This is a genomic window from Gordonia sp. JH63, from assembly GCF_009856645.1.
GTDB lineage: Bacteria > Actinomycetota > Actinomycetes > Mycobacteriales > Mycobacteriaceae > Gordonia > Gordonia hongkongensis.
In genome coordinates, this window is record NZ_CP047235.1 from 2944067 (window position 1) to 2966901 (window position 22835).

The window sequence follows — 22835 nt, forward strand, 5'->3', positions numbered from 1 at the left end:
GCGAGCCCCGTGCGATTCATCGAAGGCCACCGGCCGACACACGATCTGACGTACGACGATCTGTTCATCGTCCCGGGCAGATCGGACGTCAGCTCGCGCTTCGACGTCGACCTGTCGACGTCGGACGGCAGCGGTACCACGATCCCGCTGGTCGTGGCGAACATGACGGCGGTGGCGGGCAAGCGCATGGCCGAGACGGTGGCCCGCCGCGGTGGGCTCGTGGTCCTCCCCCAGGACCTGCCTATCGAGGCGGCCGCCGCGTCCATCGCGTTCGTGAAGTCACGGCACCTGGTGGCCGACACACCCGTCACCCTCGACCCGGACGCGTCGGTCACCGATGCGGTCGCGTTGATCCCGAAGCGGTCACACGGGGTGGCCGTGGTAGTCGAGGACGGCCGCCCGGTGGGGGTCGTCACCGAGAAGCGCTGTCGCGACGTCGACCGGTTCGCGCGAGTGCGTGACGTCGCCGACCCCGACATCGTGACGCTGCCCGTCGACACCCCGCCCCGTGAGGTCTTCGACGCACTCGGCGATCTGCACCTCGGCCTCGCGGTGCTCGTCGAACCCGACGGTCGGCTCGCCGGGGTCCTCAATCGGGTCGGCGCCCTGCGCCACGCGATCTACACCCCGAATGTCGACGCGGCCGGCTCCCTGCGCATCGCGGCGGCCGTCGGCATCAACGGCGATGTCGTGGGCAAGGCTCGAGCGCTGGTCGCCGCGGGCGCCGACCTGCTTGTCATGGACACTGCGCACGGTCACCAGGAGAAGATGCTCACGGCGCTGTCGGCGGTCGCCGGCGCGGACCTGGGCGTTCCGATCGCCGCGGGCAACGTGGTCTCGGCCGAGGGGACCCTCGATCTCATCGATGCGGGGGCATCGATCGTCAAGGTAGGTGTCGGACCGGGCGCGATGTGCACGACCCGGATGATGACCGGCGTCGGACGCCCCCAGTTCTCGGCCGTCGCCGAGTGTGCCGCCGTCGCGGCCGGACACGGTGCGTCGGTGTGGGCCGACGGCGGCGTCCGGCACCCGCGCGACGTGGCCCTGGCCCTGGCCGCGGGGGCGTCGAACGTGATGGTCGGCTCGTGGTTCGCCGGGACCCACGAGTCACCGGGCGACCTGCTCGTGGACGAGCGGGGCCCGTACAAGGTGAGTTTCGGCATGGCTTCGAAGCGGGCGGTCGCGGCCCGCTCGAGCGGCGACAGCACCTACGACCTGGCCCGCAAGAGCCTGTTCGAAGAGGGCATCTCGAGTTCACGGATCCGTCTGGATCCGGAGCGGCCCGGCGTCGAGGACGTCATCGACCACATCTGCGCGGGCGTCCGCAGTACGGCGACCTATACCGGCGCCCGCAACCTGCGCGAGCTCCACGACAAGGTGGTGCTCGGCATCCAGTCGCCCGCCGGCTTCGCCGAAGGACGGCCCCTGCCGGGCGGGTGGTGACGTGGAGATCCTGCTCCTGGTCGCGAGTCTCGTCGGATTCATCGCGCTGACGCTCGGGACGGCGCTGTTCGTGGCGGCCGAGTTCTCCCTCACCGCGTTGGAGCGGTCGACGATCACCGCCGACGTGGCCGATCGCGCGGACCGTCGTTCTCGGATGGTCCAGCGCGCGCACTCCACCCTGTCGTTCCAGCTGTCGGGCGCGCAGCTGGGCATCACGATCACGACCCTCATCACCGGCTACATCGCCGAACCGGTCCTCGCCCGGATCCTCCGGCCGCCGCTGACCGCACTCGGCGTCGGCGAGTCGGTGGCCTCGGCGACCTCGCTCATTCTCGCGCTGGTGATCGCGACCTCCCTGTCGATGGTGCTCGGCGAGCTCATCCCGAAGAACCTCGCGATCGCCAAGCCGCTCGCGGTGGCGCGGGCCACCGCCGGCCCGATGACCGTGTTCTCCTCGGTCTTCCGCTGGGCGATCAACGGATTGAACGGCACGGCGAACTGGATCGTCCGGCGTCTCGGCATCGAACCGACCGACGAGCTGGCGTCCGCGCGGTCGCCCCAGGAACTCGTCTCGCTCGTCCGTAACTCGGCACGTCGCGGTGCCCTCGACCAGCAGACGGCGACCCTAGTCGACCGCTCGCTGCGCTTCGGCGAACTCACCGCCGAGGACCTGATGACCCCCCGCGTGACGATCGATTGTCTCGACCGCGCCGACTCGGTCCGCGACCTCGTCATGGCGTCGTCGCGCACCGGGCATTCCCGTTTCCCGGTCGTCATCGACGGCGACCTCGACGACCTCGTCGGGGTCGTGCACATCAAACAGGCCTTCACCGTTCCGCCCGAGCGACAGGCCACCACCTCGGTCACCTCGATCGCCCGGCCGGTGCCACGTGTGCCGGCCAGCCTCGACGGTGACGCGCTGATGGAACGCATCCGCGCCGACGGGATGGAGCTGTGCGTCGTGATCGACGAATACGGCGGGACCGCCGGCATCGTCACCACCGAAGACCTCATCGAGGAGATCCTCGGCGACGTCACCGACGAACACGACGACGAACGCGCCGACGTCGCGGTCGACGGCAACGGTTACCTCTGTGCCGGACTGCTGCGCATCGACGAGCTGTACGACGCCGTCGGCTACCACGCCCCCGAAGGGCCCTACGACACGCTGGGTGGACTCGTCATGTACTGCCTGGGCCGCATTCCCACCGTCGACGACGAGGTGGACCTCCCACGACGCTCGGCCGTCGGCGAGACCGACGACGACACCGCCCAGTCGCCCGACCGCGGCCCGGACGTCACCTGGCGTGCGACCGTCACCCAGATGGACGGACGCCGGGTCGACGTGGTCGCCATCCGGCCGGCTCCCGCGGATCAGGTCCGGGCGGCTCACGCGGACCGAGACCTCTCCACCGCTTCCGAACGAAACGGCGAACCGTCGAACAACCAGGAGGACCCGCATGGGCGGTGATCTGTGGGCGGTCGGGCTGACCGTCGTCCTCCTGGCCGGCAACGCGTTCTTCGTGGGTGCCGAGTTCTCCCTGATCTCGGCTCGACGCGACCGCCTCGAAGCCCTCGCCGAGAGCGGCAAGAGCCGCGCGCGGACCGTCATCTACGCCGGCGAACGGCTGTCGCTGATGCTGGCCGGTGCACAGCTCGGCATCACGATCTGCTCGATCCTGCTCGGCCGGGTCGGCGAGCCCGCGGTCGCGCATCTCATCGAGGCGCCGCTGCACCTGGCGCACGTTCCCGATGCCCTCCTCCACCCGATCTCGTTCGCCATCGCTCTGTCGCTGGTCGTGGTGCTGCACATCCTGCTGGGCGAGATGGTCCCGAAGAACATCGCGCTGGCCGGCCCGGAGTCGTCCGCGATGCTCCTCGTGCCTGCACATCTGATGTTCATCCGTCTGGTCCGGCCGTTGATCGCGTTCTACAACTGGCTGGCGAACATCTCGCTGCGGCTCCTCCGGGTGGAACCGAAGGACGAACTCGAGTCCACGGTGTCGCTGGGCGAGCTGGCCGAGATGGTCGGCGAGTCCAAGCAGGAAGGCCTCATCGACGCCGAGGAGCACGAACGACTGACCCGCGCCCTGCAGTCCATCGGCCGCACGGTGTCGGAGGTGATGATCCCGCTGGACCAGATGCGCAGTGTCGGTGTGCAGGTGTCCGGTTCCGGCGGCATCGGACCGACCCTGGGTGCCGTGGAGAGAGCGGTCGGCGAGACGGGGTTCTCCCGGTTCCCCGTCCGCGGACCCGACGGCACCTTCACCGGCTATCTGCACCTCAAGGACGTACTCGACGAGATCCTCGACGAGCACGTCGGACCGGACACCATCATCGGCGTCGACAAGATCCGGCCGCTGCCGGTCATCGATTCGACGACGCCCCTCGACGAGGCCACCGGGGTGCTGCGGCGGACCAGTTCGCATCTGGGCGCGGTGGTCGACGACAGCGGCCGCACCATCGGCATCGTCCCGCTCGCCGATCTGGTGGAGGAGTTCGTCGGCAACGTTCGCGACGAGACGCACCGGGTGTGACCACGATGACCGCGCAGCTGGAACATCCGGATCACGGCCTGGCGGCGGAGGTCCTGGACGCCGACGAGTGGCGAGCACGCCGCGACGCCCATCGGCAGGCGGTGGACGAGCTGATCGGCCCCTACCTCGACGCCCGGCGTCGCGGCGCCCGTCACCCGGTGATCGACTTCTTGTTCACCTACTACTCGTCACGTCCGGCGCACGTGCTGCGCTGGCATCCCGGCTTCGGCGTGACGCTCGAGGACGGCGACGAGTTCCTCGGCCTGCGCGGCTACGAGCGGACCGCCGCCGGTGTGAGCGTCGGCGACGCCTATCTCCGGCACCGCGGCGAAGCGCTCTCCGCGGCCGTGGACATGCTCGGTGCCACCGCCCGACGACCCGCGCGGCTGGGTTGCTTCGGCCTGCACGAGTGGGCGATGGTCTACCGCACCGACGACACCCGGCACGACCTGCCGCTGCGATTGGGGTCCGCGGGCACCGACGCGGTCGTCGAGTCGATGCCGCTGCGGTGCACCCACTTCGACGCCTACCGGTTCTTCACCGACCCGGCGCGTCCGCGCAACGACACCACGTTGAGCCGGGTGACGCAGATCGCGCACGAACAACCGGGTTGCCTGCACGCGACGATGGACCTCTACCGGTACTGCTTCACTCTCGCGCCGCTCGTGCCGTCGGACCTGACGCTCGCCTGTTTCGCGCTGGCGCTCCGAGCCCGCGACCTCGACATGCGCGCCAGTCCCTACGATCTCAGCGACCTCGGTTACGAGCCGGTCCGCATCGAGTTAGCCGCCGGTAGGGCCGACTACGTGCGCGAGCAGTCGGCGATCGCCGAACGGGGAATGACCCTGCGGACGCGGTTGCTCACCATCTGTACGGAGCTCGCGGACCTCGCGACCGTGCCCGACGGGAGGCGCCTGCCGTCCGCCGTTACCGACGAGTAGCATGTATGCGTCGTCATTCGCTCGAGAAAGGCTGCCATGTCTGACCGGATCACCGTCAACGGGTTGCAGGTCGCTACCGTCCTGCACGACTTCATCAACAACGAGGCGTTGCCCGGTACCGGTGTAGATGCGGACGCCTTCTGGGCCGGTGCGGCCTCGGTCATCGCCGATCTCGCCCCGCGCAACCGCGAACTGCTCGCCGTCCGCGACGACCTGCAGACCAAGCTCGACGCCTGGCACCGCGATCACAAGGACGCCGACCTCACCCCCGGCAGCGCCGACTTCGACTCCTACAAGTCGTTCCTGACCGAGATCGGCTACCTCGCCGAGGTCCCCGCCGACTTCCAGATCACCACGTCGAACGTCGACCGCGAGATCGCCGACACCGCGGGCCCGCAGCTCGTGGTCCCGATCCTCAACGCGCGGTTCGCGCTGAATGCCTCGAACGCCCGCTGGGGTTCGCTGTACGACGCGCTCTACGGCACCGACGCGATCTCCGAGGCCGACGGCGCGGAGAAGGGTTCGTCGTACAACAAGGTGCGCGGTGACAAGGTCATCGCCTACGCCAAGGACTTCCTCGACCAGGCGGTGCCGCTCGAACAGTGCAGCTACACCGATGTGCGGGCGTTCGCCGTCACCGACGGCGCGCTGCAGGTGACGCTGGACGGCGACAAGACCTCCACCCTGGCCGACCCGACCGCGTTCGTCGGCTACCGCGGCGACGCGGCTTCGCCGACCTCGATCCTGCTGCGCAACAACGGCCTTCACCTCGACATCGAGATCGATCCGTCCTCGCCCATCGGGTCCACCGACCCGGCCGGAATCAAGGACGTCGTCGTCGAATCCGCGATCACCACGATCATGGACTTCGAGGACTCGGTCGCCGCGGTCGACGCCGAGGACAAGGTCGTCGGGTACCGGAACTGGCTGGGCCTCAACAAGGGCGACCTGTCCGAAGAGGTCACCAAGGGCGGCAAGACCTTCACGCGCGTGCTCAACGGCAACCGCGAGTACACCGCGCCGGACGGCACCACCTTCGACCTGCACGGGCGTTCGCTGCTGTTCGTCCGAAACGTGGGCCACCTGATGACCAACGACGCGATTCTCGACGCCGACGGCAACGAGGTCCCCGAGGGCATCCTCGACGGGCTCATCACCTCGCTGATCGGCATCCACGGACTCAGCACTGAGGGCCTGCAGAACTCGCGGAGCGGTTCGGTCTACATCGTGAAGCCCAAGATGCACGGCCCCGACGAGGTCGCCTTCACCGTCGAACTGTTCGGCCGCGTGGAGAAGGTCCTCGGCCTGCCCGAGAACACGCTCAAGGTCGGGATCATGGACGAGGAGCGCCGCACGACGGTGAACCTGAAGGCCTGCATCAAGGCGGCACAGGAACGCGTCGTCTTCATCAACACTGGCTTCCTCGACCGCACCGGCGACGAGATCCACACGTCCATGGAGGCCGGGCCGATGGTCCGCAAGGCCGAGATGAAGCAGCAGACCTGGATCGGCGCGTACGAGAACTTCAACGTCGACACCGGTCTGCACGCGGGCCTGCAGCACAAGGCGCAGATCGGAAAGGGCATGTGGGCCATGCCCGACCTGATGGCCGACATGCTCGAGCAGAAGATCGGACATCCGAAGGCCGGCGCCACGACCGCGTGGGTCCCCTCGCCGACGGCAGCGACATTGCACGCGCTGCACTACCACCTCGTCGACGTGTTCGAGCGCCAGGACGAGATCGCCAAGCGTGATCCCGCCCGGGTCGAGGACGTCCTCACCATCCCGCTCGCGCCGAAGACGGACTGGTCCGACGAGGAGAAGCAGCAGGAGCTCGACAACAACTGCCAGTCCATCCTGGGCTACGTGGTGCGATGGATCGACCAGGGTGTCGGCTGCTCCAAGGTCCCCGACATCCACGACGTCGCTCTCATGGAAGACCGTGCGACGCTTCGGATCTCGAGCCAGCTGCTGGCGAACTGGCTGCGCCACGGCATCGTCGGCGAGCCCGACGTGGTGGCCTCGCTCGAGCGGATGGCCCCGGTCGTCGACCGGCAGAACGCCGGTGACCCGACCTACCGCCCGCTGGCGCCGGACTTCGACTCCAACATCGCCTTCCAGGCGGCCAAGGAGTTGATCCTCGAGGGCACGACGCAGCCGAGCGGCTACACCGAGCCGATCCTGCACCGCCGCCGCCGCGAGTACAAGGCAGCCAACCCGGCCGGCTGAGCACCGGGTTCCACGTAGGCGATACGACCGTGCCGAACCGCCGAGGATCGGCACGGCGTATCGTCGTACCCTGCACTGCGCACCGGCTCGCCACGGCCGACCGGGCGAGGGACGCACTGAGCAGGGAGGGCATCGGCGTTGGCACATCACCGGAGTAGCGGCGGGGAGAGCATCCGAAGCCGCGGCGTGAGCCGAGGTGTCGTCGCCGCACTCTTGTCGATCCTGCTCGTCGCGGCCGTCGTCGTCATCTGGCAGGACCTCGGCGATCAGATCGATCGCCAGGCCGAGGAGGCAGCCGCGCAGTGCGTCGAGGGTCGTGAGTCGGTGCCGATCGTCGCCGATCCCGACATCGCGCCGGGGCTGGCCGCCGTCGCCCGCAACTTCGGCGAGACGAACCCCGTCGTACGCGACAAGTGCGTCACCGTCGACGTTCGGCCGGGCGACGCGAAGATCACCCTCGACGGTCTGTCGGGGTCGTGGGACACCGAGTCCATGGGCGCGTACCCGGCCGCCTGGGTGCCGCAGTCGTCGGTGTGGTCGGCAGATCTGGCGGCGGCGAAACCCGATGCGATCGAGGGCAACACCCGATCACTGGTCTCGACGCCGGTCGTGCTGGCGGTGTCCCCCGAGCTCAACAGCTCCCTGGCCGGCCGTCTCGACTGGTCCCAGATCCCCACCCTGCAACGCCGCGACAACTCCCTCGCCGACTTCGGACTCGAAGGTTGGGGATCGTTGCGCATGGCGATGCCGATCGGCGCACAGTCCGACGCCAGCGCGCTGGCCGCCCAGGCGGTCGCGACGCGCGTCACCCGGACCACCGGACCGCTGGCCACCGCCGACGCCGAGTCGCCGCGGGTCAGTTCCAGTGTCCGCGCCATGCTGGAGGGCGCGCCGCTTTCCCCGGACGGGACACCCCAGGGCGCGGCAACAGCCATCGCCGACGCACCGGACGCGGCCCGAGCGGAGATCCACGTCGTGCCCATCACCGAACAACGCCTGTTCCAGATGACCCGCGACGACGACCGCGCACGCCTGGCCGAGCTGATCCCGTCGGGTCCGACGCCGATCGCCGACTACCCCGTCATCCGGATGTCGGGTCCCGAGGTCACCGAATCGGCAGCCGATGCCGTCGCCGAGTTCATCCAGTTCGCCTCGGAGCCCGAGCAGTTGCAGTTGCTCACCGAGCTCGGTTTCCGCGGCGACGCCCCGATGCCCTCCCCGACCCCGACCGTGACGTTCCCGCGCACGCCGAATCCGATGCCGACGCCCGAGAACGGCGCGATCGTCGCCATCAATCGGCTCGTCTACGGGCCGGCCAGCGTTCCGGCGAGCTCCACGCCGCCCTCGGTGCCGTCGGGAAGCGCGGGGGGTTAGAGCTCGCGAGGACGGGTCGTTTCGACACGGTTCGTCGCTGCGCTCCTCACCTGCTCAACGAACAGGTGAGGAGCTTAAGACGATGAAGAAGTCAGCTGCTGTAGGCCTCGATCGGCGGGCAGCTGCACACAAGGTTGCGGTCGCCGTACACCCCGTCGATCCGCCGGACGGCCGGCCACACCTTCGCCCGGCCGCCCGCGGACGGCAGTCCCTGCGGGTAGACGGCGAGTTCCCGCGAGTACGGGTGGTCCCACTCGCCGACGAGCGACTCGGCCGTGTGCGGGGCGCCGCGGAGCGGATTGTCCTCGGCGGGCCACTCCCCTCGTCCGACGAGTTCGATCTCGCCGCGGATGGCGATCATCGCATCGCAGAACGCGTCGATCTCGTCGAGGTTCTCGCTCTCGGTGGGCTCGACCATCAGCGTGCCGGCCACCGGGAAACTCATGGTCGGTGCGTGAAAACCGTAGTCGGCGAGTCGTTTTGCCACGTCGTCGACGGTGACGCCGGTGGCCTTGGTGATGGCCCGGAGGTCGAGGATGCACTCGTGGGCGACGAAGCCGTCCTCGCCGGTGTAGAGCACCGGATAGTGCTCACCGAGCCGCTTGGCGACATAGTTGGCGGCGGTGATCGCCGTGAGCGTCGCCCGCCGGAGACCGTCCGCGCCCATCATCGCGATGTAGGCATAGGTGATCGGCAGGATCGCCGCCGAGCCATACGGGGCCGCGGCGATCGTGGCCGACCCGGGCAGCTCGTCGGCGAGCGGGTGTCCGGGGAGGAACGGGGCCAGATGCTCCCGGACCGCGACGGGTCCGACGCCGGGCCCGCCGCCGCCGTGCGGGATGCAGAACGTCTTGTGCAGGTTGAGATGGCTGACGTCACCGCCGAAATGACCCGGCCGTGCGACACCGACGAGCGCGTTGAGGTTGGCGCCGTCCACGTAGACCTGGCCGCCGGCGTCGTGCACGGCGCCGCAGACGTCGCGGACGTCGTGCTCGAAGACGCCGTGCGTCGACGGGTACGTGATCATGATCGCCGCGACCCGGCCTTCGTTCGCCGCGATCTTGGCGCGCAGATCGTCGAGGTCGACGTCGCCGTTCTCGCGGCACCCGACCACCACGACGCGCATCCCGGCCATCACCGCCGACGCGGCATTCGTGCCGTGGGCGCTCGACGGGATGAGGCAGACATCCCGGTCGACGTCACCGCGGCTGAGGTGGTATCCGCGGATCGCGAGCAGTCCCGCGAACTCCCCCTGTGAACCCGCGTTGGGCTGGAGGCTGACGCGGTCGTAACCGGTGACCGCCACGAGCCAGCCCTCGAGCGTGGTGATCAGCTCGCGGATGCCCGCGGTGTCGTCGACCGGGGCGAAGGGGTGCAGCTGGGCGAAGCCGGGCCACGTGATGGGTTCCATCTCGGTGGTGGCGTTGAGTTTCATCGTGCACGACCCGAGCGGGATCATGCTGCGGTCGAGCGCGATGTCCTTGTCCGACAGGGCCCGCAGGTAGCGCAGCATCGCGGTCTCGGTGCGGTACCGGTTGAACGCCGGATGGGTCAGGTACTCGCTGGTGCGATTCTCGATCGGCTGCGCGAGTGCCCGCGGGGTGACGCCGGCGACGTCGAAGGCCCGCAGGACGGCATCGATGTCGGCGTCGGTCGTCGTCTCGTCACAGGCGATGCCGATGGTGTCGGCGTCGACGCGTCGCAGGTTGATCCCGTCGTGGCGGGCGCGGGCGAGGATCGTGTCGGCCTGACCGGGTGCGTGCACCTCGACGGTGTCGAAGAAGTTCGCGTGCGCCACCGAGAACCCGCCCGCGGCGATCGAGTCGGCGATCCGGGCCGCTGCGTCGTGGGTGCGTCGTGCGATGGCTCGCAGGCCGTCCGCCCCGTGGTACGAGGCGTACATGGCGGCCATCACCGCCAGCAGCACTTGCGCGGTGCAGATGTTGCTCGTGGCCTTCTCCCGGCGGATGTGCTGTTCGCGGGTCTGCAGCGCGAGCCGGTAGGCCAGGTTGCCGTCGGCATCCTTGGAGATACCGACGAGCCGCCCGGGAAGCTGTCGGGCGTGCATCGACCCGACGGCGAGGTAACCCGCGTGCGGTCCGCCGAAGCCCATCGGCACACCGAAGCGTTGCGTCGTGCCGAAGCAGACGTCGGCTCCCTGCTCGCCGGGCGGCGTGACCAGTGTCATCGCCAGGAGATCGGCACCGGCCGCGACGAGAGCGCCGCGCTCGTGCGCGGCGTCGACGATCGCGGTGGCGTCGACGATGCGACCCGATGCGCCGGGCACCTGAAGGATCACGCCGAAGAAGTCGCCGTCCGGCAGTCCGCATCCGGGCAGATCGGGGTGCAACGAGGCCTCGACGACCTCGATGCCCAGGGGCTCGGCGCGCGTGTCGAGGACGGCACGCGTCTGCGGGAACAGGTCCGCGTCGACGATCACGCGGTTCGACTTCGACTTGCCCGCGCGACGCATCAGCGTCATCGCCTCGGCGGCCGCGGTGGCCTCGTCGAGCATGGAGGCATTGGCCACCTCCATGCCGGTGAGGTCGGCGACCATGGTCTGGAAGTTCAGCAGCGCCTCGAGACGTCCCTGGCTGATCTCGGGCTGATATGGCGTGTACGCGGTGTACCAGGCGGGGTTCTCCAGCACGTTGCGCAGGATGACGCCGGGCGTGTGGGTTCCGTAGTAGCCGAGCCCGATCATCGACCGGGCCACGGTGTTACGGGCTGCGAGGTCACCGAGTTGTGCGAGGACCGCACTCTCGCTCAGCGGTTCGGGCAGCGCACCCAGGACGTCGGAGTCGAGCTCGTCGGCGATGACGGCGGGTATGACACGGTGCGCCAGATCATCGAGTGAAGCCGCGCCGATCGCCTCGAGCATCCGGCGCGTCTCGTCGGCGTCCGGACCGACATGACGGTCGACGAAGGCGGCCGAGAACTGGGGGGCCGCCGAAGTGGGATCCGGGCCGGATCCTTCCGGGGCGTCGGACGGGGTCGCTTCAGTGGTGGACACGGTGGCGGGCAACCTCTCGCAGGCGCCGGTACGCGGACCGGCTGCTGGCCCTCCCCCTCTGTCATGTCGTCGGCCGCAGCCGATGTGACGCCTGAGAGATTCGGTGCCCCGCAGCGCTGCGCGACGACCTTTCACCGTGGGCGGACGACGGATCGTCACTTTCCAGAGACGTCGTCACCACCGCGGTCCTGGGTGCCTGAGAGTTTGACGGAGAGGTGTTGCTCCTTCGGCGGCCGTCGGCGATCGGTATCCGACGGCGCTCTCCCGCAGCGTAGCGACGCGGGGCCAGTCTACGCGGACTCGGGACTAGCCGGTGCGACGGGCGCGGTTCTTGCGTCGCGCGGCGAGTTCGTCCTCGGGTGCGGTCTCGCTGACCCCGCCGTCGGCCCGCTCGCCGGGGAAGTCGGCGATGGTGCCGGTGAGTTCGCGCATCGCACCGCTGACGGCGATCCCGAACACGCCCTGTCCGCCTTGCAGGAGGTCGACGACCTCTTCGGCCGAGGTGCACTCGTACACGGTCGTACCGTCCGAGAACAGAGTGATCTTCGCGAGGTCCTCGACCCCGCGCTGACGGAGGTGGTCGACGGCCACGCGGATGTTCTGCAGGGAGATCCCGGTGTCGAGCAGACGCTTGACGATCTTGAGGACGAGGATGTCCTTGAACGAGTACAGACGCTGGCTCCCGGAACCGGCCGCTCCACGGATCGACGGGACGACCAGCGAGGTGCGAGCCCAGTAGTCGAGCTGGCGGTAGGTGATCCCAGCGATCTGGCAGGCGCTCGGCACGCGGTAGCCGACCAGTTCGTCGGGCACGGTGTCGTCCGGGAAGAGGCCCGGCGCGATGTCGCCGAGACTGCCCTGGGTCGGGACGGCGTCGGGACGCTCGCTCACCGGACGATCGGGTGACTGGTCGCTCGACGTCGTTTCGCTGTCGACCGGACGATCGCCCACTTCTGACTCCCTCGCAAAGCTCGGATCGGACGCCGCACCACGGTGCCTGACGTCCACGTCCACAGTACGCGGTCCAGGCTGTTTCCGGTCGGCCGATCATCTTCATCGGCCCGTGTCCGGTGCTCGATGTCGCTGATGACGCTATGCGGCGGAGGACGGTGGATCAACGCGACTCGCCACGAAGCTCAACCTCAACTTGAGATCAAGACAAATGGTGATCGGGCGGTGTCGATTCCGTGATCTGAGTTTCGGTTCCGGTCGGCGAACACGTTCCTCGACGGATTCCACGAACCGGTCAGGCGCCGCTTGCCTTGAAGTCGTCCGGGGACACGTTGTCGAGGAACTCCTTGAACTTCTCGACCTCGTCCTCTTTGACCTCTTCGGGCTGCACCTCGGCGGACTCGTCGGAATCCTCGTCCGGGATCAGCAACCCCGCCTCGGCGAGAACCTCTTCGTCGGCGATGATCGGCACCTCGGCACGCATCGCGACCGCGATCGAATCCGACGGCCGCGCCGACACCCGCAGATCGCCGGTGAAGATCATCTCGGCGTAGAAGGTGCCCTCCTGCATGTCGACGATCCGGACCTCGACGAGGGTCTGCCCGAACTCCTTGATGAGGTTCACGATCAAATCGTGGGTCAGCGGACGAGGAGGCTCGATCCCCTTCTGCCGCAGCGCAATCGACGCAGCTTCACTCTGCCCGATCCAGATCGGCAGGTAGCGTTCGCCCTCGACCTCGCGCAGCAACAACACCGGCTGACTCTGCGGGGGTTCGACCCTGATGCCCACCACACGCATCTCGCTCATCTCGCACCTCCCAGACGCCTTGTACGGCGCTCGATTCAGTGACCTCGACGCTACACCGACCGAGCGGACAGCGGCGGCCGACTCGCGGCACCCCAGCGGATCCCCCCAGCGGGCGCCCTCGGCGGATCGTCGCTGTTCAGTCCGGTGCGGCGGCCGCACGCGCGCACCGCGATCTCAGTCCAGCGCACCCTTGACGGCCGCCTTGACCAACTGCGTGTGCAGCGTCACCGACAGGGCCGCGATCTCGCGCACGAGTTCCTCGGCACGGTCGCGCGCACCGGTGCCCTTGCCCTTGGCGATCGGGTTGGCGATCTGGGCGACGAGGCCCGCCTCGCGATCCGCGGACACCTTGAATGCCCGGAGATGACGCGTCTCCAGGCCGTAACTGGCCAGGGCCGCGGCCGCCTCGACGAGCCGTACGGCGTCCTCGTCGAAGAACCCGGCGGGCCCGGCGGTCAACAGGCCGTTGCGCTGGAGTTCGGTGACGAACGCCGAATCCACCCCGGTGCGTTCGATCAGCGACTCCCGGGAGACGCGTCCGGCGCGCGCACCGAAGTCGGTGGCCGGCGCCACGGTCCCGCGGGCCGCGGACAGCACGCGCGTTCCGCCGGGACCGAAACCGCCGTTGCCGTTGTCGATCGCGTCGAGCTGTTCCTTGATCACCTTCAGCGGGAGATACCGGTCCCGCTGCGCGGTCAGCACGAACCGCAGCCGTTCGCAGTCGGCCTGACTGAACCGCCGATACCCCGACGGAGCCCGCTCCGGGGTCACCAGACCCTCCGACTCCAAGAATCGGATCTTCGAGATCGTGATGTCCGGGAAGTCATCACGCAATTGGGCGAGGACCGTGCCGATCGACATCGATCCTTCGCCGCGGGGGGCCGTGGACGCCGTCACGGGTGTCAGGCGTCTGCTTCGTCGCGGGGACCGCTGAGGAACACCAGACGGAACTTGCCGATCTGAACCTCGTCGCCATTGCTCAGCGACGCGGTGTCGACCGGCTCGCGGTTGACGTACGTGCCGTTGAGGCTGCCCACGTCGACGACCTGAAAGTCGTTGTCGCCGAGACGGAACTCGGCGTGACGACGGCTGACGGTCACGTCGTCGAGGAAGATGTCGCTGTCGGGGTGCCGGCCGGCCGAGGTCGTCGGCTGATCGAGGAGGAACCGCGACCCCGCATTGGGTCCTCGCTTCACGACAAGCAGCGCGGTCCCGGGAGCGAGTCGTTCGACCCCCGTGTCGGCCGGCTCACTCGAGGTGCTGGTCCCGGCATCGAGTTCATTGATGAACTCCTCCCGGAACACCGATGTGGTCTCCACCGGCGCCTCGAAGTCCCTGTCGTTTTCGCTCACCACTTCTCCTTCGTCGTCGTCAGTGCCGACCGCACAGTCGCCAACCTCGTTCTCGGAACCGCCGGCATCGCCTGGGACGGTGCCCGTCGGCTCTCGCCACGATGGCCGGTCGAATCTACATGACTTGTGCGGCCGGGTAGTTCTCGGCGCGAGATCGTGAGCATCGGTGTCACGTCGCGCCTCGTTCCCACTGCCGTAACCGTACCGGTCCTGCCGATCCCACCGGCGCGCGAGTCGACTCCGGCATCGACGATCATATCGTTCCGGAGGCGATCAGCCGGGTCGATCGGGGCACCGGCCGTTCACGGCCGGGAGAACTCACCCCTCGATGACGGCGCGGTACCCCGCGGCGTCGAGTACCTCACCCAGGTGTTCGTCGAGGGTCGCCTCGTCTGCCGCCTCGATCTCGACCAGCCACCCCTCGCCGTACGGGTCCGAATTGACCAGTTCCGGCGAGGCGTCGAGGGCGTCGTTCACCGCCGACACCGTGCCTGCGAGCGGCCCGAAGATGTCCGAGACGCTCTTCGTCGACTCGACCTCGGCGAACGACTCGCCGACGGTCACCTCCGCACCGCTCTCGGGTAGCTGGACGAACACCACGTCGCCGAGAGCGTCCTGGGCGTAGTCGGTGATCCCGACGCGCACCGTCGTCGGCCCGAGTCGCTCGATCCACTCGTGCTCCGCGGTGTAGCGCAAGGTCTCTGGCACTTTGCTGTCGGTCACGCGAACCCCTTTCGTCCTCGTCAGACTCTACTGTCTGCCGAGTCGCCTGCCGGGTGACGCGGCGGCATGAGCCGCATCACCAGGATCGTCTGATACCAGTACAGGACGAAGGACCACAGATACAGTCCGACGCCCCAGATCATGAAAGCCCAACCGATCGGGTACGCGATGGTCCCCACGATCGAATCGAGCTGTCCGGCAAGAAGCCACGGGAATGCGCTCATCAGCGCGAAGGTCCCCGCCTTGCCGATGTAGAGCACCGGGAGCGCCAGCACGCCCCGCGATCGCAACAGTGGAGCGGACGCGAACAGCAGGACGTCGCGCGCGATGATCACACCGATCAGCCACCACGGCAGGAACTCCCGGATGCCGAACGCGATCGGGATGATCACGATGTAGAGCCGGTCGGCGGCCGGGTCGAGCAGCGCACCGATCTTCGACGACTGGTCGAGGAGTCGCGCGATCTTGCCGTCGGCCCAATCGGAGAAGCCCGAGAACATGAGGACGGCGAAGGCCCAGCCGTCCGCCTTCTCGACGAGAAGCAGCCACACGAACACCGGGATGAGTGCGAGCCGAAGCACGCTCAGCGCGTTCGGGACCGTGACGATCCGGTCCGGAGCCGGCGTGGTCGCCGCCTCCGGCTCGGTCACCGGAAGATCCCGATGATGCCCTGCAAGGTTTTCGCTCCGCCCGAGGAGAACAGGTTGTCGTGGACCATGTAGGTCCAGGTGGTCGTCGACCGGTGCAGATCCGCCGACCCGAGGTCGACGCCGTCGGGGGTGATGTCGGCCTCCCGGAACGTCTCGCGCGCCTTCGCGAGTGCCGTACCGGGCAGATCGGCGAACTCGGCGAGGATCAGCCGGTGGAACTCGTCCAGCGGGCTCTCCTTGCCCAGCGACCGGAGGTGGATGCTGGCGCGGACGTCGGAGACGAAGGCGAGATGGTCGGCCCAGGCGCGGTCGAGATGGTAGAGCACGATCTCGCGCGCGGCCTGTGACAACACCTCGCGAGGCACGGGCACGACGGCGGGGGTGGCCTCGTGATCGGTCGCGGCATTCTCGGTGTCGGCCTTCTCGGCGTCGGCCTCGTCGGTGGTGGTCTCCACCGTCGTCGTGCTCCCGGTCAACTGCGCGTAGCGGTCCGGTTCCAGATCCGCCAGCTCTTCGAGCGCGGCGTCGGTGGTCAGGATCTGCATACGACGTTCGACGATGATGTCCCGCTGCTGATTGACCAGCTTGTTGTAACGCCAGGTATTCGCGTGCAGTTCGAGCATCACGCCCTCAGCGATCCGCTGGGCCTGCTCGATGAGGTCGACGCCCTTGCTGCCCATCGAACCGTCTTCGTTGGGCGACACGGGATCTCGCTTGAACGCGAGGTTCTTGGTGACGACCGGGTCCTCGAGGCTGGAGAAGAACACCGACGTACCGGGATCGCCCTGACGGCCCGCGCGTCCACGCAGCTGACTGTCGAGGCGTTCGGTGTCGTGGCGGCCCGTTCCGACGACGCACAACCCGCCGAGTTCGATGACCTCGTCGTGGGCGTCCGTGTCGTCCTTCGAACCGCCCAGGCGGATGTCGGTCCCCCGTCCGGCCATCTGGGTGGACACGGTGACGGCGCCCCGGGCGCCGGCCTCGGCGATGATCTTCGCCTCTTCGGCGTCGTTCTTCGCGTTGAGCACGACCGACGACACCCCGGCCTTGTCGAGGAAGTACGCGAGCTCCTCGGACTCGGCCACGTCGTGGGTACCGATGAGGACGGGTTGTCCGGTCTCGTGGATCTCCTTGACGTAGGCGACGATCGCCTCGACCTTGTTTGCCTTGGTGTCGTAGACCCGGTCGGGCAGGTCGGTCCGGACGTTGGGGGTGTTCGGCGGGATCTGCGAGACGCGCAGTTCGTAGAACTGGCGGAACTGCTCGCCGGCGGCGAGCGCGGTGCCGGTCATGCCGCAGACCTTCGGGTAGCGGCCGATCAGGGCCTGCACCGTGATGGTGTCGATGACCTCACCCGAATCGGTCTGGGTCAGCCCTTCCTTGAGCTCGACCGCGGCCTGGACCCCGTCGGGCCAGCGCTGGAGCTGCGCGACGCGGCCGCGCGAGGCGTTGATGAGGTGCACGCCGCCGTCGCGGACGATGTAGTGGATGTCGCGTTCGAGGAGATAGTGGGCGTGCATGGCGATGCTGACGTGTACGAGCGTCGTGCCGACGTGTTCCTCGCTGTAGAGGTCGATGCCGCCGAGTTCTTCCTCGACGAACACCGCACCCTCGTCGGTCAGGGTGACGTTGCGGCCCTCCGCGTCGACCTCGTAGTGCTTGTTCTTCATCCGCGACACGACGTCGTGGATCGCCGCGTCCGGCACCTCGGTCTCGGTCGAACCGGCGAGCACCAGCGGCACGAGCGCCTCGTCGACGAGCACCGAATCCGCCTCGTCGATGATGGCCACGTCGGGTGTCGGTGAGACGAGGTCCGCTTCGGACAGGGCGAGCTGATCGCGCAGGACGTCGAAGCCGATCTCGTTGACCGAACCGTAGGTGACGTCACCGGTGTAGGCGCGTCGCCGTTCCTCGCGGCTCGAGTTCTCCGAGACCGCGTGGACGGTGATGCCGAAGGCGTCGAACAGCGGCTTCATCCACTCCGCGTCGCGGGTCGCCAGATAGTCGTTGACCGAGATCACGTGCACCTGATGTCCCTGCAGCACATGGCCGATCGCGGCGATGGCGCCGGCGAGCGTCTTGCCCTCACCGGTGGCCATCTCGACGATGTCGCCCTCCAGGAGTCGGAGGGCGCCCTGCAACTGGACGTCGAACGGCCGCAGGTCGATGGTGCGGTCGGCGGCTTCCCGGACCAGGGCGAGGAACTTCGCGCGGTCCGCGGGCTTCTCGGCGATGTCGAGTTTCTCGGCCTCCGCGCCGAACGCGTCGTCGGCGAGTTCGGCGGCCCAGTCGGTGTGGGCTTCGGCATCCTTGATCACACCCAACGACTTCGACTGGTTGCGAGTCGACTGGGCGCCCAGAAGGCGCCACATGCTGTTGCTCAGCTTTCCCACCGAAACATTTCTCCTGATCGTTCCCGGTTCCGTCGCGACCCACCCCCTCCGGGCGGTCAGGTCAGCAACAACGGTACGCGGCCGCTGGTCGACCGAGGACGCCGACATTATGATCAGTCCACCCGATTCGGCTCGAGGACTAAGGACGGCCCATGACCAGGACTCGCCGGACCAGGGTTCGACTCCGCCTCCTGCGCGCGACGATCGCCGGGTCGCTCATCGCGGTCGGGGTCGGCCTCGGCGCATTCAACGACTGGTGGGTCGCGCTGTTCTTCGGGATCCCCCTGGTCTTCGCCGGCATCGCGGTCAGTCCCCGCGCTTCCCGGGTGTCGGAACTGCCGGAGTTCCGGCGCGCCACGTCGCCGGACGCACCGCAGGTCGAGGTGGAGGCACTCACCCGCAGCAGCCTCACCGCCGACGACTCGCAACCGACCATGGTCACCGCGACGATCAACCCACCGAACGACACCGCGTACCGGGCGCGCTGGATCACCTCGATGACCAAGGGGAATTTCCAGTCGCTGACCGACACCCCGTTCACGACACTGCCGCCGGACGCTCTCCCGCCCCGCGACCAGCCCAAGACCCCCGAATTCGACGACCAGCCCGGCCGCTGGGCGCTCGTCTATCCCGCGGTGACCCTGCTCGTGGTCGGCGCCTTGCTGTTCGGTGTCGCCGGCGGGTGGCACGTCGAGGGGCCGTCGCTCTCCGGGTTCGATTCCGCGATCGATTCCGACGACGGCCCGGACGGCGACGACGACGGTCCGACTCTCGCCGACCGACATCGCCGGATGATGGACGCGATCGTCGAATACCAGGGTGCGCAGGGCTTGCGGAACATCCTGCGTCTCACCTACAGCCTGGACTCCGATTCCGATCAGGCGATCGTCGTCGACCCCTCGACCGGCCGTTCCACGAGCATCAACGTGAGCGACGACTACTCAAGCGAGTCGACGGTGCCCGATTTCAAGCGCAACCTCGAATTCGACGCCGCGACCATCGACGCGGAGGTGCTGGGCTCCACGGTCGGGCCGATGGAGTCCTCGGTGCGTACGTATGCACCCGAGGCCGAGGTCGAGACCGTGACGATCGAGCGCCCGGATCCCGGTGAGCCGGTGCTGATCACCGGGAAGATCGATGGCGGCGACGACATCACGCGCGACTTCGAGGTCCAGGCACGTCCGGACGGCACCGTCGCCGAGTTCTTCGACCCGGCCGATTTCCAGAAATCCTTTCAACTGGCGCGCGACCTGCTGATCGCGGCGCGCGTTCCGCTGAACGCGCCCGTCATCGAGGAAGTGATCATCCAGGGAATCGCGGACGGGGTTCATCCGATCAGCGCGAGCGAGATCCAGAATTCGGGCGGGGTCCTGGTCAGATACCGCATCGGCGACCGCGGCGGCGAGGTCTCCGTGGCGCCAGGGCATTTCCCCCTCGCGAGCATCTCGTCCGGCCGGTATCAATCCGACGGGTTCCGCTTCGACAGCATCTCCGCCGAGGTGTTCGATCGGGTTCGCACCGACCTGATGGAGCGCGCGTCTGTCCCGGAGTACGACCGGGACGCCGTGGCCGCCGAAGTCGAACGCAACTACATCGACGAGGCTCGGCAGTTCGTCATCCGGATGGACATCGCGCACACGGATGACGCCGAGGGTCTGTACACACTGGACGGACGCTTCATCCGACTGGGCGCCTGACGATCGCGGCGCCCAGTCGGTCACACCTTCGGCGTCCCCGCCTCCAGCGCCCTCCGCGTGACGGCCTGCAGTTCGGCCACCGCCGCTTCGGGCGGGTGCAGCACCCCGCGATCGGTCATCGTGGTGACGATGTCGCGGACGCGGCCGTAGTACGTCGCCTGTTCGGCCGGCGTGCTGCTGGCGGCGGCGTGGTTGTAGAGCTTGAGCGCGCGATCGAGGTCGTCCTGATCGGTCTGCTCCAGGTAGCTCGCACCCACCCGCCGGCCGTTCTTCTCGCAGGCGATCCAGGCCCGCCGCAGTCTGGCGACGGACTGCTGGTAGGCGTCGGCGCGCGAGCGGTTGCCCGGGTAGTCGTCGGTCCGCAGAGCCATCGCCTCGTCGAGCGCGAGATGGAAGGTCTGCGTCTGTTCGACCGTCACGTCGGTCACGGCCGGATACCTCAGCAGCATGGCGGGATCGAGTTCGTAGGTTCCGTAGGCGCCGAGGACCTCGTCGTGGCGACGCGCCGCTTCCTCCCACAACCGTTGCGCCGCTTCGTCAGAGCCCGCGTCGGCGATCCGGGGCCCGCCGGATGCGGGTCGGGTCAGGTCGACCGGTTCGTCCGGCGGGGCGCTCGCCGCTGCCGCCCGTGACCCGGCCGGCGTCGGGGCGCCCTTCTTCTTCGTGGCGATGCGTTCGGGCGCGTGCCGGCGGAGTCGGGCCAGGATCTCCGCGACCGCCGGGTCTCCTTCGACGACGGCGACCCGCCAGAACTCCGTCTCGGGCGTGTCGTCGGACTCGTCCGGGGAGCTGGGTGGTGTCCGGTCGGCGGGAACGGGCTCACCGTCCCGGCTCGCGAAGGTGAGTTTCAGATATTTCTGTCCGACGACCGTCAGGTGACGCGCACGCTCGCCGGCCATCTCCGAAGTCGCGTCCGCCGGCCCGCCCACGGCCACCGTGACGAGCGAGTCGAGCGGGTAGCTGACGAGTGTGCGGTCCTCGTTCCCGAAGTAGACCGTGTCGTCGTCGACGGTCAGCAGGACCGCGCCTCGTTCACCGAGCCGGCCGAAGGCCGCCCCGAGCAACGACGCCGCGATCGCGCCACCGACCACCGCCGCCGTGATGAGACCGTCGACCCCGGCGATGTTGAGCGCGACGAGTGCGACCATCCCGGCGACCATGAGGACCCAGGCGGCGGTGGCCGAACGATGGTGGCGGCCGGTCAGGTACTCGGTCCGACACGTCACCGGGACCATGGATCCCCCACATTCGTCATATCCATCCCCGGTCCGGTCGGCTACCGTTGTGCACGTGAGTTCCGGCGAACACCGCATCAGCTTACGCATGACCCTGCTGCTCAGCGCACTGATCGTGGCGCTCGGCACGACGATCGTCGGTGTCGGGTCCGCTGCGGCCGCGCCACCGGCTCCCGCCTTCGTGGGCAAGACCTACACCTCGACCGCGGTGACCGGTGAACAGATCCCCGGCGGTGGACCGCTGGAGGTCAGTTTCCCGGCCGCCAATCGGATCGCGCTGTCGGCCGGTTGCAACCGGCACATCGGGGATCTCCGCGTCGACGACTCACTGTTGCGTCTCGGCTCCCTCGCCTCGACGATGATGGCCTGCCCCGGTCCGCACGCCGGCGCCGACGCCTGGGTGACCGCGTTCACCAAGGAACCGTTGACCTGGTATTCGGTGGGCCACGCGCTCGTCCTCGTCGGCCCCGCGGCGCAGGTCCTGCTCACCGAGAAGCCCTCGTGAACCGCCGACCGGTCACCGTGACCGTGACGGGTGCCGCCGGCAGCATCGGATACGCCAGCGTCTTCCGCATCGCCGCCGGCGCGATGCTCGGTCACGACCAACCGGTTGCTCTCCGACTCCTCGAACTCCCGCAGGCGATCTCCGGCGCAGTCGGCACCGCGATGGAACTCGACGACGGCGCGTTCCCGCTGCTCACGTCGGTCGATGTGCTCGACGACCCCCGTAAGGCGTTCGACGGCGCGAGCTTCGGCCTGCTCGTCGGGGCGCGACCCCGCACCAAGGGAATGGAGCGCGCCGATCTTCTCGCCGCCAACTCCGACATCTTCGCCGCCCAGGGGTCGGTCATCAACGACGTTGCCGCGGATGACATCCGGGTGATCGTCGTAGGGAATCCCGCCAACACCAATGCGGCGGTCGCCGCCGCGAACGCACCCGAGGTCCCGCCTGAACGGTTCACCGCGCTGACCCGGTTGGACCACAACCGCGCGATTGCCCAGCTCGCTCGCCGGACCGGCGCGAGCGTCGCCGAGATCAGCCGGGTCACGGTGTGGGGCAACCACTCCGCCACCCAGTACCCCGACATCTTCCACGCCCGGGTCGGCAACCGAAGCGGCGCGGACATCGCCGCCGACCGTGACTGGCTCGTCGACGACTTCATCCCGACCGTCGCCCGCCGTGGCACCGCGATCATCGAGGCTCGCGGATCGTCGTCGGCGGCCTCGGCGGCGAACGCCACCATCGACCATGTCCACGACTGGGTGCTCGGGACACCGCCCGACGACTGGACGTCGGTGGCGCTGCCGTCCCCGGGAGCCTATGGAGTCCCCGAGGGACTCGTGTGCTCGTTTCCGGTGCGCTCGATCGACGGCCGGTGGCAGATCGTCGAGGGTCTCGACATCAACGAGTTCTCGCGGGCGCGGATCGACGCGTCGGTCGCCGAACTCCAATCCGAGCGCGAGGCCGTGTCCACCCCGTAGTGTTTCT

At 68.5% G+C, this 22835-nt stretch carries 18 protein-coding genes and 1 riboswitch; of the genes, 9 read left to right on the forward strand and 9 right to left on the reverse strand.

What is annotated here, in order from left to right; all coding sequences use genetic code 11:
• Nucleotides 1-9: 9 nt before the first annotated feature.
• The 6 genes from GR168_RS13245 to GR168_RS13270 all read left to right on the forward strand — a co-directional run bounded on the left by GR168_RS13245 (nt 10) and on the right by GR168_RS13270 (nt 8524).
• On the forward strand, nt 10-1443 hold the full coding sequence (locus tag GR168_RS13245; protein WP_159370932.1) for a GuaB1 family IMP dehydrogenase-related protein: 1434 nt from the start codon (nt 10-12) through the stop codon (nt 1441-1443).
• A 1-nt stretch (nt 1444) separates the two neighbouring features.
• Nucleotides 1445-2914: a hemolysin family protein gene (locus GR168_RS13250; protein WP_159370933.1), complete on the forward strand. Its 1470-nt coding sequence runs from the start codon at nt 1445-1447 to the stop codon at nt 2912-2914.
• On the forward strand, nt 2904-3980 hold the full coding sequence (locus GR168_RS13255; RefSeq protein WP_159370934.1) for a hemolysin family protein: 1077 nt from the start codon (nt 2904-2906) through the stop codon (nt 3978-3980). Before GR168_RS13250 ends, GR168_RS13255 begins: the two co-directional genes overlap by 11 nt.
• 5 nt (nt 3981-3985) lie before the next feature.
• Nucleotides 3986-4921 (forward strand): 3-methyladenine DNA glycosylase, encoded by a 936-nt coding sequence (locus tag GR168_RS13260; protein WP_159370935.1) that lies wholly within the window; start codon nt 3986-3988, stop codon nt 4919-4921.
• A 36-nt stretch (nt 4922-4957) separates the two neighbouring features.
• Nucleotides 4958-7150 carry a malate synthase G gene (locus tag GR168_RS13265; protein WP_159370936.1) on the forward strand — a complete coding sequence of 731 codons (2193 nt, stop codon included), beginning with the start codon at nt 4958-4960 and terminating at the stop codon, nt 7148-7150.
• A 138-nt stretch (nt 7151-7288) separates the two neighbouring features.
• On the forward strand, nt 7289-8524 hold the full coding sequence (locus GR168_RS13270; RefSeq protein ID WP_159370937.1) for a substrate-binding domain-containing protein: 1236 nt from the start codon (nt 7289-7291) through the stop codon (nt 8522-8524).
• A 91-nt stretch (nt 8525-8615) separates the two neighbouring features.
• Here GR168_RS13270 and gcvP read toward each other — a convergent pair whose 3' ends face one another.
• From gcvP to secA2, 8 genes are all read right to left on the reverse strand, one after another.
• Nucleotides 8616-11537, reverse strand: coding sequence for an aminomethyl-transferring glycine dehydrogenase (gene gcvP, locus GR168_RS13275; RefSeq protein WP_159370938.1), 2922 nt, complete (start codon nt 11535-11537; stop codon nt 8616-8618).
• 173 nt (nt 11538-11710) lie between these two features.
• A riboswitch (glycine riboswitch) is annotated at nt 11711-11814 on the reverse strand.
• Between the two features lie 29 nt (nt 11815-11843).
• Complete coding sequence (locus GR168_RS13280) at nt 11844-12488, reverse strand: MerR family transcriptional regulator (RefSeq protein WP_159370939.1); 645 nt, start codon at nt 12486-12488, stop codon at nt 11844-11846.
• A gap of 295 nt (nt 12489-12783) precedes the next feature.
• The gene (locus tag GR168_RS13285) at nt 12784-13296 is read right to left on the reverse strand and encodes a bifunctional nuclease family protein (protein ID WP_055475394.1); all 513 of its coding nucleotides are present in this window, start codon (nt 13294-13296) and stop codon (nt 12784-12786) included.
• Nucleotides 13297-13470: 174 nt separating this feature from the next.
• On the reverse strand, nt 13471-14157 hold the full coding sequence (locus GR168_RS13290) for a MerR family transcriptional regulator (protein ID WP_055475436.1): 687 nt from the start codon (nt 14155-14157) through the stop codon (nt 13471-13473).
• 41 nt (nt 14158-14198) lie between these two features.
• Nucleotides 14199-14651: a glycogen accumulation regulator GarA gene (garA, locus tag GR168_RS13295; protein WP_055475393.1), complete on the reverse strand. Its 453-nt coding sequence runs from the start codon at nt 14649-14651 to the stop codon at nt 14199-14201.
• Between the two features lie 315 nt (nt 14652-14966).
• A complete protein-coding gene (gene gcvH, locus GR168_RS13300) occupies nt 14967-15371 on the reverse strand; it encodes a glycine cleavage system protein GcvH (RefSeq protein ID WP_055475392.1) in 405 nt (134 codons plus the stop codon).
• A 20-nt stretch (nt 15372-15391) separates the two neighbouring features.
• Nucleotides 15392-16021: a CDP-alcohol phosphatidyltransferase family protein gene (locus GR168_RS13305; protein WP_055475391.1), complete on the reverse strand. Its 630-nt coding sequence runs from the start codon at nt 16019-16021 to the stop codon at nt 15392-15394.
• A complete protein-coding gene (gene secA2, locus GR168_RS13310) occupies nt 16018-18414 on the reverse strand; it encodes an accessory Sec system translocase SecA2 (RefSeq protein WP_159370940.1) in 2397 nt (798 codons plus the stop codon). Before secA2 ends, GR168_RS13305 begins: the two co-directional genes overlap by 4 nt.
• 152 nt (nt 18415-18566) lie before the next feature.
• Between secA2 and GR168_RS13315 the strand changes: the two genes are divergently transcribed.
• Nucleotides 18567-20111 (forward strand): hypothetical protein, encoded by a 1545-nt coding sequence (locus tag GR168_RS13315; RefSeq protein ID WP_159370941.1) that lies wholly within the window; start codon nt 18567-18569, stop codon nt 20109-20111.
• 20 nt (nt 20112-20131) lie between these two features.
• Here GR168_RS13315 and GR168_RS13320 read toward each other — a convergent pair whose 3' ends face one another.
• Nucleotides 20132-21346 (reverse strand): hypothetical protein, encoded by a 1215-nt coding sequence (locus tag GR168_RS13320; protein WP_159370942.1) that lies wholly within the window; start codon nt 21344-21346, stop codon nt 20132-20134.
• A gap of 88 nt (nt 21347-21434) precedes the next feature.
• On the opposite strand from GR168_RS13320, the gene GR168_RS13325 reads away from it, so the two are divergent.
• Together GR168_RS13325 and GR168_RS13330 are read left to right on the forward strand one after the other, a co-directional pair.
• Nucleotides 21435-21851 (forward strand): META domain-containing protein, encoded by a 417-nt coding sequence (locus GR168_RS13325; RefSeq protein ID WP_159371926.1) that lies wholly within the window; start codon nt 21435-21437, stop codon nt 21849-21851.
• Nucleotides 21848-22828, forward strand: coding sequence for a malate dehydrogenase (locus GR168_RS13330; protein ID WP_159370943.1), 981 nt, complete (start codon nt 21848-21850; stop codon nt 22826-22828). The genes GR168_RS13325 and GR168_RS13330 overlap by 4 nt, the downstream gene beginning before the upstream one ends.
• The last annotated feature ends 7 nt before the right edge of the window (nt 22829-22835 follow it).

What these genes read in the sequence shown, in the direction of transcription:
- GR168_RS13255 (WP_159370934.1), top strand. Translation starts at nt 2,904, where the DNA reads ATGGGCGGTGATCTGTGGGCGGTCGGGCTGACCGTCGTCCTCCTGGCC.
- GR168_RS13260 (WP_159370935.1), top strand. Translation starts at nt 3,986, where the DNA reads ATGACCGCGCAGCTGGAACATCCGGATCACGGCCTGGCGGCGGAGGTC.
- GR168_RS13265 (WP_159370936.1), top strand. Translation starts at nt 4,958, where the DNA reads ATGTCTGACCGGATCACCGTCAACGGGTTGCAGGTCGCTACCGTCCTG.
- GR168_RS13285 (WP_055475394.1), bottom strand. Translation starts at nt 13,296, where the DNA reads ATGAGCGAGATGCGTGTGGTGGGCATCAGGGTCGAACCCCCGCAGAGT.
- GR168_RS13290 (WP_055475436.1), bottom strand. Translation starts at nt 14,157, where the DNA reads ATGTCGATCGGCACGGTCCTCGCCCAATTGCGTGATGACTTCCCGGAC.
- GR168_RS13315 (WP_159370941.1), top strand. Translation starts at nt 18,567, where the DNA reads ATGACCAGGACTCGCCGGACCAGGGTTCGACTCCGCCTCCTGCGCGCG.
- GR168_RS13320 (WP_159370942.1), bottom strand. Translation starts at nt 21,346, where the DNA reads ATGGTCCCGGTGACGTGTCGGACCGAGTACCTGACCGGCCGCCACCAT.
- GR168_RS13325 (WP_159371926.1), top strand. Translation starts at nt 21,435, where the DNA reads ATGACCCTGCTGCTCAGCGCACTGATCGTGGCGCTCGGCACGACGATC.